Source organism: Candidatus Vallotiella adelgis (assembly GCF_020541305.1).
In the GTDB taxonomy this organism is placed as follows: Bacteria; Pseudomonadota; Gammaproteobacteria; order Burkholderiales; family Burkholderiaceae; genus Mycetohabitans; species Mycetohabitans adelgis.
On sequence record NZ_CP047396.1, the window covers coordinates 638,976 to 658,044 of the forward strand.

Genomic DNA, 19,069 nt, shown 5'->3' on the forward strand with positions numbered 1-19,069 from the left:
CCTCAGGAGTTGATATACAGCTTCGGTATTTATGATGCATCTCATTCCCTACTGACTGTCTTAGATTATCTAATCACACATTAAAACACCGGCTGACGGCAGCAGCTGTTTGCTGCACCAATCAACTGAACCGCTATCATGCATTATATTGGCGCGGTACGTGTTTTGAGCCATGCTTTTGCATCGCCTCTCAGATGCTGGCTGACTCGTTTATGCACTTGCTCGTGATAAACATTAAGCCAGTTCACTTCATCTTCACATAGTAACGACCGCTCGATACAGCGGGTATCAATTGGACATAATGTCAGTGTTTCAAAATAGAGAAATTCGCCGAACTCGTTTGTGCATGCCGGCTGGCTCAGTAGTAAATTCTCAATGCGGATTCCCCACTGACCGGGACGATAGATTCCAGGTTCATTCGAGGTAATCATGCCTTTCTCCATCGTCAGGCAAAACTCAGCTGGTGCATGATACGAAATTACCTGTGGTCCTTCATGTACATTTAGGAAATAGCCCACCCCATGACCAGTGGCATGTCCAAAGTCTATACATTCCCCCCAAATAGGTGCTCGTGCTATTGCGTCTAGCATAGGAGGGCGCACACCTCGCGGAAACGTTATGCGCGACAGTGCAATCATACCTTTAAGCACCAGTGTAAAATCACGCCGCTGGGCCACACTAGTCCGACCTATTGGTAGTACGCGCGTGATATCGGTCGTTCCACCTAAATACTGACCGCCGGAGTCGATTAATAGCAGACCGTCTCCTTCGATCACAGCGTGCGACTGTGGCGTCGAACGATAGTGTGGCATCGCGCTATTAGCGTTAAATGCGGCAATAGTCGGAAAACTGCGAGATATAAAACCCGGTCGACCGACCCGCGCAGCTGTAAGCTTTTCGTCAATCATCAGCTCGGTGAGATGCTCATTCCCGAGGGTCTGTTCGAGCCACGCGAAGCATTCCGCTAGCGCCGCGCCGTCTTGCTCCATCGTTGCACGCACATGTACAGCCTCTGCCTCCGTCTTGCGCGACTTTGCAAAAGTCGACGGATTTACTGACTCGATGCATTTTACGCCAGACTGCACGGCTTGCATTAACCCATATGTAACGCGTTTCGGATCAATCAACAGCGTACTGCCTGGCTCAATTGCTGCTAACGCTGACGGTGCATTTCTATATGGCGCAACGCGCACACCGTGCTGTGCTAGCCGAGCGCGTAATATCGTATCGATTTTATCATCAGCAATATACAGCGTTGCGTATTGCAGCCCAATCAGCGCGTGCGCGATAAATACTGGATTATAGCTCACATCGGTACCGCGAAGATTAAAAATCCAGGCAATATCATCCAGCGTGGAAATGAAATGCCAGTCTGCTCTTTTTTCTCGCATCTCGCTGCGTATCTGATCGAGCTTTTCTGAACGAGTTACAGGTGTATAGAAAGGATCGTGCTCGTATATTGGCATGCTGGGCAAAGTCGGTCGACCCTCCCAAATCAGCTGTAGTAGGTCTATATCAGCACGAAGTTGTATGCCAGCTTCCTGTAGAGCGTTTTTTAGCACACGCGAAGCGGCCAGATCCAGTGTACTACCATCTATACCAACTTGTAACCCGGGTCCTAAGTGATCGACAAGCCAGTCAACATGGGGCTGTGTTTGCCCAGCCCTAATCCTCATCAGCTCAATACCAGTGTCGGCCAGTTCTATAGCAGCCTGTACCCAGTATCGACTGTCAGTCCATAGCCCTGCAAAGTGTGCTGTTACGAGCAGTAGGCCCGCCGAGCCGGTGAAGCCGGATAGCCACTTGCAACCTTGCCAGCGTTTCGGCAGATACTCGGATAAGTGCGGATCGGCAGATATCGAGATATATGCAGCTAGATCGGTACGTTGCATCGCATTGCGCAGATTCGCCAGCCTCCTATGGGAGGAGATCGTCTGATCAGCGGCAAGTTGTTGGGCTTTCATGCAGTTCACCAGAAAAAATATAAGCTAAGTGAGGCGGCCATAACCTTTATGGCACTAAACTACGTATAGTTCTACTCAAAGCGCCCCATCACCCTCGAACAGGGTACTCGTATTGCTAGTTAGTTGCATCTTGGTGTTGGCTACCATCTAAAGCCAATGCCCATCGAAACATCTAGCAGTCACAGAGACGATCTAACTAATCAGTTAATTGTGTGAAGTATCTTGATAATTCAGGCATTCCCGTTCGACTCTGGGTCACTAGTAGCTTAAAGCAGCAATTAAATCGGTGATGCACTAACACTGGCCACAATGAAAACAGTCAAGTGTCAAAAGCAATGCCAGCACCATAGGCCGCTGACAGCTCTGATATTCTATCTATAGCCTAATATTCGCTAAAAATCCAGTATATGCATGCCTAATATAAATCGACTGACTACTATTCGGCAGCGTCATACGCTACTCATTGAATAATCTTAGCAGTCACTTTCATCGAGAAAGTAAACAGCCGAAGCGAGAAGTCGCTCAGCGCGTGTCATTGAGCAACTGAAGGAAGGTTTTTTGCGTAGTGCAAATGACCGTTATTGAATGTAAAGCTCTCGCAAAAAACGGTTTTTTATATGCAGCCACTAGCCGAAGACTTCTCCGAGTAAAAGCACTCGCAACCTTATCATGCTGCTCAGCATAAGGGTACTGAAATATCAAATTTTAACCCGTATATTAAGCCTCACTAAGTATCGCTTAAAGTATTTGGATATATGTACGCGATGCTTCCATCTTCAGCAGTCCGTCATATGGCACTAGTAATATTAAATCTAGCATGGATAGTTCTTGAAGAAACCTAGGTTCTGTGCTAGATAAAGAGCGTTGCACGTACCGTGTTTGCAGCCGATATACTCGGTACCTGCTGGAATTTGTTGTTTCAGTGTAATATTCGTAGCAGCTAAGTAAGTGTGTAAGCAAGCAGAGATTGGTGCATATTCTATATTGATAACTGATTCAGCAATGCTGCTATTACAACGAATCTTCGAAAATATCGTTAATCAATACTTGCCGCGTTTTTCCCAGCAGAATTCTCAGGAGCCTATCGTCGCTAAACGTAGCGTGCAATGCGACAGCGGGATGACGGTATGCTTTGGTGGTAAGGTCGGCCACACCTTCCAATATATCGTCACGATTCACGAGCTCAACATTATTATCTCCTGCACTGCATCCACCTTGACGATTCTCGGTCTAGGCGAGGTAGGGCATTCGATGAAGGTACGCAAGCACAAACTAATCCTCATAGTAGGCTTAGCAGTACCGCGCAATGTCGAATCTGAAGTAGATGAGTTAGATGATATATTTCTCTATACGGCACTAAACTTTCCCTTTATTACTCAAAAATATGCTACTCAGCAGTCTGTAATTGTACGGGCGGCACTGGTTCTTAAGATAAATATTACCAATCTTCATGCTATTGGAATTAGCTGAAGCAATACAGATTAGTTCGGGTGACCCGTCATATTATATGTAAGAAAACCGGCTAAGCTGCGTAAGATAGGAGAAGTACTCGTATAGGAAATTCTGGAACACAGCGATAATTTTGCTGTTGTGCTTAAGTCATTATTGAGTAGTTTACGACTAACCAGTTTATTGATGGACCAACGCATTCGCTGACCCAAAAGGAAGACGGTAATTGTTAAGCTCATCGACTGGACATCTAGTTTCTATCGACTCATCGAATCGTTAGTGATATTCAATACACATCGGCATACGAATATCGCCGAGTATGCCTCGGCTTTCTATTGAACGCGATTCTATTCGAACCCTTTTCTGGATGCACTGATGAAACCGAGTATGCAGGCTAAGCTAGAACAGCTGACTAAAAGACTTCCGGAATGGAACGAACTACTTTCGCGTGAAGATATTGCATCTGATCTCGACCAGTATCGCAAAATAACCCGCGAGCATGCAGAACTTGCCCCGGTTATCGAGCAATATACACGATGGAAAACTGCATTTAATGATGAGGTAACTGCTCGAGAATTGCTAGCCGATCCATCGATGCGGGATTTTGCAGAAGCTGAGCTAAGTGCAGCGCGCAGCCAGATGGAGAAGTTGGAGCACGACTTACAGAAAATGCTGCTTCCCAGGGACCCAAACGACGAGCGTAATATCTTCGTAGAAATCCGCGCTGGCACCGGTGGAAACGAGAGCGCACTATTTTCTGGCGACCTAGTACGCATGTATCTGCGCTATGCGGAGCGCCATCGTTGGCAGGTCGAAATAATGTCAGAGAGCATATCGGATCTAGGCGGGTATAAGGAAGTGATTATTCGCATCATCGGTAAGGGCGCCTATTCGCGGCTCAAATTCGAGTCAGGTGGGCACCGCGTGCAGCGAGTTCCAGCTACTGAGACACAGGGGCGTATCCACACGTCAGCTTGCACAGTAGCCGTAATGCCGGAAGCGGACGAAGTCGCCGAGGTCTTTCTAAATTCAGCTGATCTGCGTATTGATACATTCCGTGCGTCCGGCGCGGGTGGTCAGCACATCAACAAAACCGACTCGGCGGTGCGCATCATGCATATTCCAACCGGAATTGTGGTGGAATGTCAGGACGATCGTTCACAGCATAAAAACAAAGACCGCGCGATGAGAGTGCTAGCTACCCGCATCAAAGACAAGCAGTATCAGGAACAACATGCAAAAAAAGCAGCTACTCGCAAAAGTCTTGTAGGATCGGGTGATCGATCTGGGCGTATTCGCACATATAATCTTCCTCAGGGCCGGCTAACCGACCATCGCATTAACTTGACGCTATATAAGCTGGAACAAATTATGGATGGCGACTTAGACACGTTGATAGACGCGCTTATCTCGGAACACCAGGCCGAGCTGCTCTCCGCAATGGGCGAGACAAAGTAAGCAAATTATGACCAATATCACGAAAATACTAAGATCGTCACCGCTTAATGCGCTAGAAGCGCAGATTCTGCTTGCCCACGTGCTAAATTGGCCGCGCACTATGCTAATAACGCGTGCTGACAACCCACTGCCGGATGCCTTATTAGCACGCTTTCTAGCGTTGCAGTCACGGCGCATAGAAGGCGAGCCGATTGCACAATTAGTTGGTTCGCGAGAATTCTTCGGACTCAACTTTGATATAACGCCCTACGTACTAATTCCGCGGCCGGAGACGGAGCTACTAGTTGAGTGGACATTAAACGCAGTACAAGCAATCCCCCTACCTCATATCCTCGACCTTGGAACTGGCAGTGGTGCAATAGCAATTGCGATTGCACATTCTCGCCCAGATACTCGGATTATCGCTACAGATCGTTGCGCTATCGCGCTGGCCGTCGCATGTCGAAATGTGCGGCGACTACTCGGCGAAGCGGCGCTTTCATTGGTTTCGCATCATCATCTTATGATGGTTAATTCGCTAGCGCAGGCTTATTTCATGATATGTCACGGTAACTGGTTCGATGCACTGAGCGCATTACATCATGCCCCCCTGATGCATTTTGACGCTATCGTTAGTAATCCACCATATATCGCTGCGTCAGACCCGCATCTGCGTGAGGGCGACCTCCGCTTTGAGCCACTAGACGCACTGACTGATCATGCAGATGGGCTAAGTGCGATTCGCTCGATTATCGTTGGTTCCGTTGCATGGCTAGCGCCTGGTGGTACACTGTGTCTAGAACATGGGTTTAATCAGGCTGAATCTGTGCGTTCGCTGTTCGAAAAGCACGGCTTTAATTCCATATGCTGCATGCGCGACTTAGCAGGCATCGAGCGAGTTACATGCGGAAGCCGGTAGTGAGCCGAAACAAACTACTTAAGAAAAACCCGCTATTATCTAGTTTAGATTATATGTAAAGTGGGGATAGTTGTGGATACGCAAGAAAAAATCAAGCAAATTGTCCGAAAATATCCGGTCATCCTGTTTATGAAAGGTACCGTACAGTTCCCGATGTGTGGTTTTTCAGGCCAAGCTATCCAACTCCTAAAAGCGTGCGGTGTTGATTCGGTGCATACAATAAATGTTCTCGAAGACCAGGCAGTACGACAAGGTATCAAGACATTTTCAAACTGGCCTACAATCCCACAGCTATACGTGAACGGCGAATTTATTGGTGGCTTAGATATCATGATGGAGATGTATCAGTCCGGAGAGCTACAGCAATTATTTTTGCATGCCTGAAGAATTGCAGTCGTCGATACAATGACGAATTGTTGCAATCACCGGCGCTACCGGTACTGCCTACGTCGCCGGTGTGCTACGTGCTCTGCGCGCGTTGAAAAACATTGAAATAGTATTTGGTTATCTCTAGTGCTAGTTAGCTCAATATTCGTCATGAATGAAGTGTTGAGTGTTTAACCCTAGAATATTGAGCACACCACGACGCAATATTGGCGCGACTCTCTCTAGTGGCTCGTTCTATATAGACGGTATGATCGAGCACCGTGTTCGATGTAAAAGCTAGCTAGTATTGCGTATGGCCTATCCGATAATTTAATTACGCAGGCTGCCGACGATGTTACGCTGAAGGAATGACGCTAGCTCGTGCCCATGGTTCGCTAAATACTGCTAAACCCTGTGCATCGATGTAACATGATGGTAGTCACTAAAATGGGTGGCATTGTATTTCCACTGGTACTGTTGCACACGTATTAGATATATCGGATGTGCAGCAGCTCGCTCGCTCGCATAATCAGGAAATTACATCCGCGTAGAATTCATGATGAGTATCATCGCATGCGCTTCTGTATTGTATGTTATAGGGCAAGACAGCGGCGCATGCTTATATTCTTAGTATAACTGTTTTGTCAAACATATACTCTACACGCGATGCTGCATATGAATTTTCTGCAGTTATCGCTGCAGCGCCGGAGATCTTTAACTAATGTTATAGCTTTTCCTGCACACTATACAGATCAATACCTAACGCACTCAAGTGAATTAGGATACTCACACATCATGTCATTAAGTTGCAGCTGGCAAGCCGGAATTTCACACGCAGTTGCTCTAGTTAAAATTACAGCCCCACGGTGTTTGACTAACCATTAGAAGCAGAAGCATATAAGCTAAGAGCTTAGCCATATGCCCACATATCACATTATTTGTTACGTATTATAACGCCGCCACATATATAAAAAAGACAGCAATCTCGCGAGATGCGAGAGACGACTCTATGGCGCGTAGAGCATTATCTTTTCTAGATAGCTCATGTAGATCATTACGTCTCCGACAATATGTAATAGATGTGGCCGCTCTATTATCCTGAAGCAGCAGATAGATCTGCCTATCTTATTATAGGCTTAAACTAAGCTATCGACACTTTCTAAGTCTCAGCAACTATCCCAGTATTGTGCTCATTTCTGTTGCCACTTAAGCAGATATAAATGCAGACCGTAAAAATATTCTGTACGGGTTAATCTCTAACCAGCGCGTAGCTCTCTGCTGTCTTTGACATTGTATAGCAGGCTACTACTAGCCATTAGTGTGCGCTTTTCATAATATTGCACAGCTACAGCTGTGCAATACGACTTATTAAGGGGAGGAGATACAGTGTCGCTGTGCTGTTTTAATCTAACTACTCATGCTTACCCTCGCTGACAGCATAACGCAAGCGGCGTAGAGAGTCGACACGCGAGTCCAGCACTAATCTATGCTGATGCCTTCTCCCTCCTAAATACCGACTCCGTCGAGAATTTCTTCACGTCGTTCTCGTTCGTCTAGATACGCAGTACGCCAGCCGCTAGAAACCCCCCACTGATAGAATCCCAGCGAAATCACTGTAATAGCCGTCATGTCCCAACCATAGGGGATATATCCGAGCCCACCGAACGGTTTGCTACCGATGTACGATAGCACGCCCATGAGAGGTAAATAAGTAACCATCCACCAGGCTGAGCGCCAATCCCTAGAGAATCCCTCCCAGCCTGCTTTAGCTTGGTAGTAAAAGAAAACCGGTAATGCAACTACCATCAGTAAGATGATTTCGCCGGTCAATGGCCATTTTGCCCAATACAAGATCAGCGATGCGCAGACGAACGCAAACGGTGCAATCAATCCCATGCCCGGAATGCGCAGCGGTCGTGCTATGTCCCCACTGGTACGGCGCAGAGCCATCAAACTGATTGGTCCTGTTAGATATGAGATTACCGTGGCAACCGAGATTACCGCAGCTAGCGAACTCCAGCCACGGAAAAAGAACAAAAAGATGAAGGACACAATAAGGTTGAACCACATTGCAGGCCGCGGCACTCGATAGAGTGGATGCACATTACTGAAAATCTTAGGCAAAGTATTGTTACGCTCCATCGCGTAGATCATCCGAGTTGTTGTCGCCATGTAGGTAGTACCTGTACCACTAGGGCTTACAAACGCATCGACATACAGCAGCATTGCAAGCCAATTTAGATTCAGTGCAAACGCAAGCTCAGCAAACGGTGAACCGAAGTTCAGTTTGTTCCAACCCTTGACGACGTCTACAGGATTAATAGCGCCAATATATGCGATCTGTAGAAGCACATAAATAACCAGTGCGATTAGGATCGAACCGACTACAGCGAACGGTATACTCCGGTCCGGATTTCGTGCTTCGCCAGCTAGGTTTACCGGGCTCTGGAATCCATTGAATGCGAAAACAATGCCACTAGTAGCTACCGCAGTTAGCACCGCTGACCAGCCATAGGGTGCGAGCTGACCGGTTGAACTAATCGCGAAATTATCCTTATGAAAACCAGTCAAGACAAGGCCCAAGATAGTAACACCTGGGATCAAAAACTTGAAGATCGTAATTGCAGAATTAGCATGCGCGAATAGCTCTACGCCCCAATAGTTTAAGAGAAAGTATACAACTACGAGCACAGCGGACAGCAAGAGCCCCGGTAAGGTAAGCTCGCCCTGTACAAATAGCGTATGAGTCCAATCATAAGGCCACGAGCTCATATATTGAATCGATGCCTCTGCCTCGATTGGTATGACAGAAACGATGGCAATCCAGTTTGCCCACGCACTAATAAAGCCGACCAACGAACCATGGGAGTAGCGGGCATAGCGAACCATGCCGCCTGACTCGGGAAACATTGCACCCAGTTCCGCATAGGTCAGAGCGATCGCGAGAATTACCACTGCTCCAATCACCCACGCAATAATTGCCGCAGGCCCTGCAATTTTTGCCGCCTTCCAGGCTCCGAAAAGCCAGCCTGACCCGATGATCGAGCCTAAGCCGGTCAACATCAGCGCGAATGGGCTGATGTTTCGCTTCATCGAACTATTCACAACATCTCCTAGAAACATGAGCGCGCTTTGCCGATGTACCATTTTCGGCTGGCACGTCTCGGTGAATACGCCTCACACGTTAGTTGTAACCAGCGCGAAGTTTAACGGTAGCACCTTAAACTGGCTGATTAGCTGCGAATCAGAAGAACACGGGGGCAACTTAATAAGCATAAAATCAAGCCATGTGAGCTGCCCTAATCAGCCAAACATTAATTAACACAAACCACCAGATAGTGGTAAAAACAAGGTTTAAGCCAATTTAATGGTGATGCAGGCTATTACAGGGGAACAAGGTGGCAAGACTCGATCCAAGCCGGATCTAATTAGATCGCATCCGGACAACCACCGAGTGTACGAAAAAAGCATTGGCCGGGCCTGATTTTCGCAATACAATGATATATGTAGAATTTCAAGCGGCGAGTGTTGATGGTTGTTCATCTTTATATAATCTTCCGTGACGGTACTTCGGCTGTTTCTCTCACCCCCTTCCTTGATTTTTGTATGCTATCGGGCCCTCTCAGCCCTCATTAATTTTTAAGGATTTGTTTTGTGGAAACCGGAACCGTCAAGTGGTTCAACGACGCTAAAGGTTTTGGTTTCATTACGCCGAACAGCGGTGGTGAAGACATGTCGCATTTTTCCGAAATTCGCATGGATAGCTTTCAGACTCTTCAAGAAAACCAAAAAGTCATATACAAGGTCCAGACGAACCCAAAAGGTAAGCAAGCAGCAAATATTCGAGGGGCATAGCCCCATGTCTGTCTAACGCGATATATCATGGCTTCTCCCCGAATTCTATGCGCGCGTACTGTTGATAAACTCTACGTTATAAAGAGCGTGTTTTGAGGCGTTTTTTAGTCGACCGCAATTTTTATCTAGTGTACGCGTTAATTAAGAAAAAACCGCGTGTAGATCACAAGTTCAGTAGTAATTTCAGCGGCTTTCATCCTAACTCAGCTTTGAGTATTGTATCGCTACTGCAGTTATACCAATAGCAGCATGCTCAACTGGATATTACATCACTAAGACAAAATAAGCAGTTCGAGCATAGCACTGCAAATAAATTGCGACGTATAAATTACAGCACTGCTCAGCATATCAAACACAATAATTAGTTGGCAAGCCGAGTTGCTATTCGACCAGATGATGACTGGACTGAAATCGGACGCCCGTTCCCAGAGGGCTATTTTAGCTGACTCAGTCGACGCGAGCTCGACTGAGTCATTGAGTTAGTTACTGAAACTGCTCTAATATACGCAAGTAATTAATTTCATGAATCCAGCTAGCTTTAAATAAAATGAGCTGCACTACAGGTTATCTCAGAGCTTGCCAGCTGACTTAAGCTGGATGTCTATCTGAAAGTAAACGGTAATCAACCAGCGTTGACTGGGTATTCTACTCTTCTCATCAGTTCGCTTGACTAGGCGGAATAAAACCCTGCTCATTTACAGAGACTTCTTACTCTGACTCCATAGGCCGACACATTACTTAAAAATCGGCACCGAACTGCAACAACGGTTGGACTAGTTTTAACTCTAACGTTTTCTCGCATGCAATATTATTACTTTTAAGCCGCTACTCCCCAATTATCTTATCGGATCGAGGCAAGTTCTGCATTAGACATACTACTTTCCGCTAGAAAGCATTCATATGCTATTGAAGGGCACATCAGTAATCTTTGATTAAAAATTGCTCACACTATCTTTGTTAATAAAAGGTTTCAGCGAGAAACCTCCCCGCATTGAATCTACGTGCCCACATTCAGCTAGCTAACTACATTATTAAGATTGCATAAAAATATGTTGTAAATTGAGTCGTGCATATACAATCGGTTTATGCACATGTCAATCTCACAGAATCACAATATCTTAAAACAACATCGTGGTCCACGTCCTTTTTTTAAAGCCGCATCTTTACATATGATGAATATTTCCGTGCTGACTACCTCGGAGCCCAGTACAAAATACTTTCCAACAACCGGATTAAACATTATTATCACGATCATCCCCTTCCAATCCATCATGATTATGCTTAGCTGTACACAGTTGGCATGTCAGAACTGAACTAAATGCATGCCTCAAGCAGGGGCGTCGCAGGCCGCACAGATATAATAGTTTCCCGTGTCTTGTGACTCCCATATCTTGTTACTGTTGCTTACCAACATAGAACCCACTTTGCGCAGAATCATGACTAGTAGGTAGAGTTTCAGAGTATGGTCATTATATAAGCCTACCTAGGCTCGCTTTTGCAGTGCAACAAGCCTTTTTTTGCTAGCGAGTCCCGCTAGCATGTCGCCACTCACACACTTATCTTCTTTTTATAGCTAGCGGAGAAAAATACCACACAGCCAATCTCGCTTTTGCTTAGGCAGTTGATTTTTGCTGTTAGGCTCTTATGAAAGTGGTGCGATTATCTTGCATTGGATAGCAAGAGTATACTAGTATAGTATTGTCGAAGAGCATACTGTATTTGTTTTAGTCTACCACGTGAGTTGTGTGAGCTGTCCTACGTAATCACGCGATGAGTTTCATCCTATCTTTTTAGTGAAAAGATCTAATAGCTAGACTAGAAATACTAAGCTTTTCTTTAATTATTAATTAACCCGTTATACAACAAGCCTAAGTAAAAAAATATACGCATCATAGAGGTGCTCTATTTAATAAACAACACTTGCTTTATACTATTCGGGGGAATAGTTATGTTGATTAGACTTGAAAAAAATAATGACAAAAGAGCTCCCTAGATGTAATCATACTCTCTGTACTTGATCGATAGACTAGCCATGTATTTAAATTAATCATGTATTATACGGTACATTATAGAGTACACTACATTACCAAAATAAGATAACAGACGCTGTGAACCCAAATAACAGGTCTAGTGCATAGAGATAGATTCCAGATCCATACGTTCGAATAATTTAGTATTTCCTTTCGACTTAAATTATATTAATAATAATTATTATTAATATAATAATACATGGTTTTATGTTTTACATAAACCTCTATGTTATGTTTTATATATACTTTATTATATAAATAATAGAAAATATTTAAACATGATTTATCTATACTACATTACTCTATTTTTAGAGTACCAAGCAATATATAGTCATGTTTAATATAAAGTTAATATAGATTTTCTATTAAAAATAAATAATGTGACGCGAGTATTTTATTTATTTGTTTAGGAGTACCTGCGTTAATACAGTGGTGCCGGCTGCAGGACTCGAACCAGCTACCTGTTGATTACAAATCAACTGCTCTACCAGATGAGCTAAGCCGGCATAATGTATGACTATACTACAGTCTCGTTACCTAAGAAAAGGTCACTTGATTACTTTTAAGTGCTTTCTCCTCCCGTTTTTTTGACAGTTATCTGCAGCAGTTTTGTTATCTAGGTGCGGCACGTTCTTTCTTTGTACTTCTTTGTTATAGAGCATAACTAGCGGCCTAACAGTTGGCTTATCGATTCTCGCCTGCTGCAGCGTTTGCTCACGCAGCATATGTTGTTTTACCTGCGACGGTATATTACCGTGTATCTTATCTGGCGCGGGCGCCTCGAATTTCAGCCTATTTTGCATTGACTCATTCGGAATTTTTTGGACTGAGAACGCCATTCCCTGCCCGTTTTCGCTAGCATAAATTGCGAGAATATTAGCTACCGGAACCTCGATGGTATTCGGTGTTCCAGAAAAACGTGCGAGGAATTTTATTACGTCATTACCCATTTGTAACTGGCTGATCGAATCACAGCTAATGTTGAGAACAATTTCGCTATTACGCACAAACTTCTGGGGTACGCGTGTGTAATTGTCGACTTTAACTGCGATATGCGGTGTAAATCTATTATCTATGCACCACGAATAGATTGCCCGCAATAAATAGGGTTTAGTGGGAATCTCTTGCATGATTTTTCTTAAAACAACTGTAGGCACTATTTCTAGAAGACGGTTGTGATTAGATACGCGATGCTACTGGCGCTTAACGGTGCATCACTTTCTCGGATGGCGTCAACGCCTCAATATAGGCGGACCGGCTAAAAATTCGCTCTGCATACTTCATCAGTGATGCCGTATTCTTGGATAGCTCTATGCCATAATAATCAAGACGCCACAACAGTGGCGCGATCGCGACGTCAAGCATCGAGAACTCTTCACCAAGCATGTACTTATTTTTAACAAAAAGCGGCGCCAATTGTGTTAGCCGGTCTCGGATTGCTGCGCGAGCTAGTACATTCGCCCTCTCAGCTGTCTTTCCCCTCTCAGCTGTCTTTCCCCTCTCAGCTGTCTTTCCCCTCTCAGCTGTCTTTCCCCTCTCAGCTGTCTTTCCCCTCTCAGCTGTCTTTCCCCTCTCAGCTGTCTTTCCCCTCTCAGCTGTCTTTCCCCTCTCAGCTGTCTTTCCCCTCTCAGCTGTCTTTCCCCTCTCATTCTCGAGCATACCAACATGTATAAACAGCTCTTTCTCAAAATTGAGAAGAAACAGCCGCGCACGAGCCCGCTGGACTGGATCGGCAGGCATTAATTGAGGATGGGGAAATCGCTCATCAATATACTCGTTAATAATGTTCGATTCGTAAAGAATTAAATCTCGTTCCACGAGGATCGGAACCTGTCCATAGGGATTCATTACAGAAATATCTTCTGGTTTATTAAACAGGTCCACATCTCGGATCTCGAAATCCATACCTTTTTCAAACAGCACTAACCGGCAACGCTGGGAGAATGGACAAGTAGTACCAGAATACAAAACCATCATTCTTACTTTCCTCAAAAAAACTGCAGGGCAAGCATCAAGAAAACCGCTCTATTCCGGCTTTCTTCACCGCTATCCCTGTACTGCATAGAGGCGTGTTTACTTGATATCTTGCACGGCGTAACAGGATGAACAAACCGAGACACTAACAAACCGAGAAACAGCCGCGCTCGCGCGTCTTATATAGCAACACTGACACTCATACAGCATGAAAAATAAAGTCAGCGCGAAACGCATCATAGTCTATCGGCGCAAGTATTCTATTAGTTACCTAGGTAAAACTGCATGTATGACTTCATTGTTTTTACCTTTATGTTTAATCAATTTAACGTCACACACTCTTTTATAGTTGCTACTCTGTATAGAATAATTCAGATATTCTGAAACGCCAGATGGTTCCGCTAAATTGACTGCATCGAGTGCCAGTAGAACGTATTAAATTACCCTGTACGATTAATATCGGTTGGGAACATCAGAACAATTATTCTGATATCAATCTTACCTTTACCTAATAGCGGGTTGCCCTTAATAACCCTCCGATAAATACAGATCGACTGCAGTCCGCAATAGCGAAAGTATGTTGCAATACAGCAACTCAAAAGGCACTTTTTAAAAAAATTAAGCGCTATGTTGTAGCAAAACTAGGTAGTTAGTATGAGCTACAGCACCGCTGAGAACAAATATTTCTTTTGGTACCATGCTTAATATAGCTAGTAGCTGTGCATAAATCATTTCTTCATCGGTATTCTCCGTTCGCGTGGGATTCAAGAGCCCAATACAGCTCTTGAAAGAGGCGTGTATTTTATATGTTTCTTAAATCCGAATCGATGGATCCAGAGTGCAATGTTGGAAAAGAATATGAAATGTACTGGGCGTGTATAAGCTTACATAATTACAGTCTTAGCCAACAACAGAGATCAATGCCAAGCAAAGTTAGTCCTGTCTTGTTACGCACTTAAATCAGATTAAGCAACTTGACAAAATCATTACAATACAAACTTAATAGTTTGCCCTGGTTTCATATAGTATCGCGTGCAATATAATGAAATACAAGGTCGGTGTAATATCGAGCACTGTCTTCAGTAGGTCGGGCAGTAAAGAGAAACTCTTCTCAAAGAAAGAGCCACCCCTTCTAGGGTGTGAATAAGATGATTTTGCACAATACGAAGACAAAAATTCAGATGCTAAAGAAGCCTTATGTTAAGTAGTATGGATAAAACACGATACCAGCATAAGTAGAATTCTATTTCGTTTTTCTATGTCTTAATCTCGATGCCATCATAGTTTAGCGGATAGCGCATTGATCGGAAAAATAATTTCCGATAACTGATGCACTGCAGAACAAGATTATCTGTACAGCAATAGATATTCGGAGAATATTTCTGGAATCAGAAACAAGAAGATAGAAAAACTAATAGAACAACTCGCTCCTTTAGACTTATCCGCATGCGAGTTTCTGGCCATCTTAAACATGAACAGTGCTACATCGCAGTGGGGTTTTAAAATATGCGGACTAGCCCATGCAATATCGAGTATCGAGTCGTAGCATAGAAACGGTCAATGCACCGGCCGGGCAACACCCAGTCACCGGTAAGTAGAATTTAATCAGTATTGATAGCCTTGGATGGCATCTTCTCATTAGAATTCATGAGACGTATAAGCTTGCTGGGCTATGTATCCCAGCTGTACTGATCTTGTTGTACTATTTCTTAGTCAGCTCACATATGCTGCTGATACATATGCCATGCTGTGCCCTGCAGCTAAGATGGGTAGTTATAGTCATCAGATAATTATATGCAACGCTCACTCAGGGGTATTATTAGCTTATATAGTTAAATTCGATAGCATGGCGATGAAACTGAGATTATCATACCGCCCAACCAGTGAATCCTCACATAGAGTGGCACGTTTTTATTTACTTATATGCGCAGTATTTGGCGGACAGTAATAGGCTAACAAGTTGTTGTTCTTCTGACTTAGTACTTTTGTCTCCTAATTTTCACAGGTCTCGTTTTTCTGGAAAATACTACTGATGAAGAAGTATGTCCTCATAATCGACCCTTTGGAAACGCCACGCGAGCGGTTATGCCAGAGATAATTATCTCGATCCGGTAACAGCTCTCTTACTTTTCTTGACGCAAGTCCTATAGGTTCAAATGCTTAGACGCTTTTGGCTGTTCTTTGCTCAAGCGGTGACGGTGCTGCTTGCGTTAGTATTTATTATCTCAACACTGAAACCGCACTGGATCCAGCTCCCAGGCAACTTTAGTCAACAACTATTGCCCCCAAGCGTTACCCTTCAGAAGGTTACCCCGAGCACTGCAGATCATGACTTGGTCGCATCATATGCACATGCCGCGCAACGTGCTATACCAGCAGTAGTAAATATATTTACCAGCACAAACGCAGATCAGATACAGAATTCACGCACTAACGACCCGCTGTTCCGCTATTTTTTCAATGAGCATACACATCAGGAGCCGTCAGCTAACCTTGGCTCCGGGGTTATTGTTAGCTCGGATGGCTATATTCTAACAAACCACCACGTGATAGACGGTGCGGACGAGATTAAGGTCGCGCTGACCGATGGGCGAACAGCTAATGCACAAATGATCGGAGTAGACCCAGAAACAGATTTAGCGGTGCTCAGGATTACTCTGCCTAATCTGCCGATGATTAGGCTTGGACAGATAGAGAATATCCGCGTAGGTGACGTTGTCCTAGCTATTGGTAATCCCTTTGGAATTGGCCAGACGGTGACAATGGGGATTATTAGCGCTCTCGGCCGCAATCACCTAGGAATTAACACGTTTGAAAACTTTATTCAGACTGATGCCTCCATGAATCCAGGCAATTCTGGTGGCGCGCTGGTCGACATAAATGGAAACTTACTCGGCATCAATACTGCAATCTATTCGCGAAGCGGTGGCTCTCTAGGTATTGGATTTGCTATTCCAGTGTCGACGGCACGTAACGTGCTTGAGGACATTATTACAACCGGGACAGTCACACGCGGCTGGATCGGGGTTGAGCCTCAAGATATACCACCAGATATAACAGAATCGTTTGTTTTACACCAGAAATCAGGCGCAATCGTAGTTAGAGTGCTGCAAGGTAGTCCGGCGGAAAAAGCCGGTATCAAGCCGGGAGATATTCTCGTAAAGGTCAATGATAAAGTTATTGTTGATACCGCGAGCCTGCTTAGTACGATTGCGTTTATCAGGCCTGGCACGGTCGTAAAAGTGCATCTATGGCATAAGTCACACGAAATAGATACTAATATAACGGTCGGGAAGCGCCTACTATCTACTAAACAGATTCTAGACAATAGCTACGAAAATTAGCGATAAGTAGCGCTGCGCTTCGGTGACTAGCACATATGCAATGTGTGCTCGTTATTTTTTCATATATCATTATCGCGTTGAGTGGCGCGATGCTTTTTCTGAAATACCCGATAAGCCCTCTCGGCGTTGTAGCTCGACTAGTACGTCATTAGGTCCGACATTATAGTGTCGTAACATCACAAGACAATGGAACCATAGGTCAGCTACCTCGCTCACTAAAGCCATGCTTGAGCCATCGAGTCGGGCATCTTTTGCCGCCATCACAACTTCGGTAGCTTCCTCGCCAATCTTTTTTAGAATCGCGTCGTCGCCTTTATGAAATAGTCGCGCGACATAAGAGACTTCAGGATTATCTTTCTTATGGCCGTCAATTATCATTGCTAGCCGCAGTAACACATCTTGGGGGGTATTGTCCATATCTTGAGGATTTCTACTACTAGCGTTACCTGACCTACGAAGTATGGGTTCGGTATTATGGGTCATAGATAGATGCTGTCCGGATCTTTCAGGATTGGATCGACCGATACCCAATGACCGTTATTCACGACTCCTTCAAATTTTTGAAAGAAACACGAATGCCGGCCAGTATGACAAGCGATGCCGGATACTTGTTCTATTTTTAATAGAATGACATCTTTGTCGCAGTCCAGCCGTACTTCGCGTACGTGTTGTACGTGGCCGGACACCTCGCCCTTGAACCACAGTGCATTGCGCGAGCGAGAAAAGTAAACAGCATACCCTAAAACGATGGTTTTGATTAGTGCCTCTCGGTTCATCCATGCAAACATCAATATATCGTTGCTTGAAGCTTCTTGTGCGATCACCGGCACTAGGCCGCTCATGTTCCATTGAATCTCATCCAACCAATCATTACTAGTCATTACTTCCTCACTGCAATACCACGTTCTGCCATGAATTGTTTGGCGTCGCCGATCGTATATTTCCCATAGTGGAAAATACTGGCGGCTAGTACCGCATCTGCGCGACCCTTAGTAATTCCGTCAGCTAGATGCTGCAGTAAGCCCACACCACCTGAGGCAATGACTGGCACTGGTACTACATCTGATACCATGCGTGTCAACACTAGATCGAATCCACTGTTTGTACCATCTCGGTCCATACTAGTTAGTAAGATCTCACCGGCTCCGTACTCTGCTATTTGACACGCCCATTGTATGGCGTCAAGTCCAGTTGCCTTGCGACCACTGTGCGTGAACACCTCCCAACATGGTGACTCACGAAAATTACCGACTCGTTTTGCGTCAATTGCGACGACGATACATTGAGCACCATAGCGCTCGCTTACGTCGCGGACGAACTGCGGATTAGCCACCGCAGCAGAATTTATACTAACCTTGTCTGCGCCTGCGTTGAGCAACCGTCGCACATCTTCGACGGTTCGCACGCCACCACCAACGGTTAGTGGGATAAACACTTGCGCAGCAACTGACTCAATAATTGGCAAAATCAAGTCCCGCTCATCAGACGTTGCTGTAATGTCTAGAAACGTAATCTCATCAGCTCCTTGCTCGTCGTAGCGGCGTGCGATTTCGACTGGATCTCCGGCATCGCGCAGTTTAACGAAATTTACACCTTTGACGACGCGTCCGCGAGAAACATCAAGACACGGAATAATGCGTTTCGGTAAAGCCATAAGAGTAAGTGCTAAAATGTAAAGTGCATATAGTGATGCACGATGATGATGTACGGGCAGCCAACCTGAATCGCATA

Annotated in this window: 12 protein-coding genes, 1 tRNA gene and 2 pseudogenes; 6 read left to right on the forward strand and 9 right to left on the reverse strand. The window is 44.9% G+C overall.

Going from position 1 to position 19,069, the window contains the following annotated elements; genetic code table 11:
• Positions 1-143 precede the first annotated feature (143 nt).
• Complete coding sequence (locus GJV44_RS02325) at positions 144-1,964, reverse strand: aminopeptidase P family protein (protein WP_226806120.1); 1,821 nt, start codon at positions 1,962-1,964, stop codon at positions 144-146.
• A gap of 948 nt (positions 1,965-2,912) precedes the next feature.
• On the opposite strand from GJV44_RS02325, the gene GJV44_RS02330 reads away from it, so the two are divergent.
• The 4 genes from GJV44_RS02330 (at position 2,913) to grxD (ending at position 6,153) form a co-directional block, all read left to right on the forward strand.
• A complete protein-coding gene (locus GJV44_RS02330) occupies positions 2,913-3,434 on the forward strand; it encodes a hypothetical protein (protein WP_226806122.1) in 522 nt (173 codons plus the stop codon).
• Positions 3,435-3,788: 354 nt separating this feature from the next.
• Positions 3,789-4,871, forward strand: a complete 1,083-nt coding sequence (prfA, locus tag GJV44_RS02335) for a peptide chain release factor 1 (RefSeq protein ID WP_226806124.1) — start codon at positions 3,789-3,791, stop codon at positions 4,869-4,871.
• A 7-nt stretch (positions 4,872-4,878) separates the two neighbouring features.
• The gene (gene prmC / locus GJV44_RS02340; protein WP_226806126.1) at positions 4,879-5,769 is read left to right on the forward strand and encodes a peptide chain release factor N(5)-glutamine methyltransferase; all 891 of its coding nucleotides are present in this window, start codon (positions 4,879-4,881) and stop codon (positions 5,767-5,769) included.
• Positions 5,770-5,841: 72 nt separating this feature from the next.
• Complete coding sequence (gene grxD / locus GJV44_RS02345) at positions 5,842-6,153, forward strand: Grx4 family monothiol glutaredoxin (protein ID WP_226806128.1); 312 nt, start codon at positions 5,842-5,844, stop codon at positions 6,151-6,153.
• A 1,488-nt stretch (positions 6,154-7,641) separates the two neighbouring features.
• Here grxD and GJV44_RS02350 read toward each other — a convergent pair.
• On the reverse strand, positions 7,642-9,240 hold the full coding sequence (locus GJV44_RS02350) for an APC family permease (RefSeq protein ID WP_226806130.1): 1,599 nt from the start codon (positions 9,238-9,240) through the stop codon (positions 7,642-7,644).
• A 549-nt stretch (positions 9,241-9,789) separates the two neighbouring features.
• Here GJV44_RS02350 and GJV44_RS02355 point away from each other — a divergent pair.
• Positions 9,790-9,990, forward strand: coding sequence for a cold-shock protein (locus GJV44_RS02355; protein ID WP_226806131.1), 201 nt, complete (start codon positions 9,790-9,792; stop codon positions 9,988-9,990).
• 2,460 nt (positions 9,991-12,450) lie between these two features.
• On the opposite strand, the gene GJV44_RS02360 is transcribed toward GJV44_RS02355, so the two are convergent.
• The 4 genes and pseudogenes from GJV44_RS02360 to GJV44_RS02375 all read right to left on the reverse strand — a co-directional run.
• Positions 12,451-12,526 (reverse strand) — tRNA-Thr (locus GJV44_RS02360).
• A 42-nt stretch (positions 12,527-12,568) separates the two neighbouring features.
• Positions 12,569-13,150, reverse strand: a complete 582-nt coding sequence (locus GJV44_RS02365) for a ClpXP protease specificity-enhancing factor (protein ID WP_226806133.1) — start codon at positions 13,148-13,150, stop codon at positions 12,569-12,571.
• Positions 13,151-13,223: 73 nt separating this feature from the next.
• Positions 13,224-13,469 (reverse strand): annotated as a pseudogene (locus GJV44_RS02370) (glutathione S-transferase C-terminal domain-containing protein); the annotation flags it as partial.
• 195 nt (positions 13,470-13,664) lie between these two features.
• Positions 13,665-13,997, reverse strand: a pseudogene (locus GJV44_RS02375) (glutathione S-transferase N-terminal domain-containing protein); the annotation flags it as partial.
• 2,153 nt (positions 13,998-16,150) lie between these two features.
• Between GJV44_RS02375 and GJV44_RS02380 the strand changes: the two are divergent.
• The gene (locus GJV44_RS02380) at positions 16,151-17,338 is read left to right on the forward strand and encodes a trypsin-like peptidase domain-containing protein (RefSeq protein ID WP_226806140.1); all 1,188 of its coding nucleotides are present in this window, start codon (positions 16,151-16,153) and stop codon (positions 17,336-17,338) included.
• 69 nt (positions 17,339-17,407) lie between these two features.
• On the opposite strand, the gene GJV44_RS02385 is transcribed toward GJV44_RS02380, so the two are convergent.
• From GJV44_RS02385 to hisF, 3 genes are all read right to left on the reverse strand, one after another.
• Entirely contained in the window at positions 17,408-17,755 is a 348-nt protein-coding gene (locus tag GJV44_RS02385; protein ID WP_226806142.1) for a phosphoribosyl-ATP diphosphatase, read from the reverse strand.
• A gap of 62 nt (positions 17,756-17,817) precedes the next feature.
• Complete coding sequence (gene hisI, locus GJV44_RS02390; RefSeq protein WP_226806144.1) at positions 17,818-18,219, reverse strand: phosphoribosyl-AMP cyclohydrolase; 402 nt, start codon at positions 18,217-18,219, stop codon at positions 17,818-17,820.
• Positions 18,219-18,992 (reverse strand): imidazole glycerol phosphate synthase subunit HisF, encoded by a 774-nt coding sequence (gene hisF / locus GJV44_RS02395; protein WP_226806146.1) that lies wholly within the window; start codon positions 18,990-18,992, stop codon positions 18,219-18,221. Before hisF ends, hisI begins: the two co-directional genes overlap by 1 nt.
• Positions 18,993-19,069: the final 77 nt, after the last annotated feature.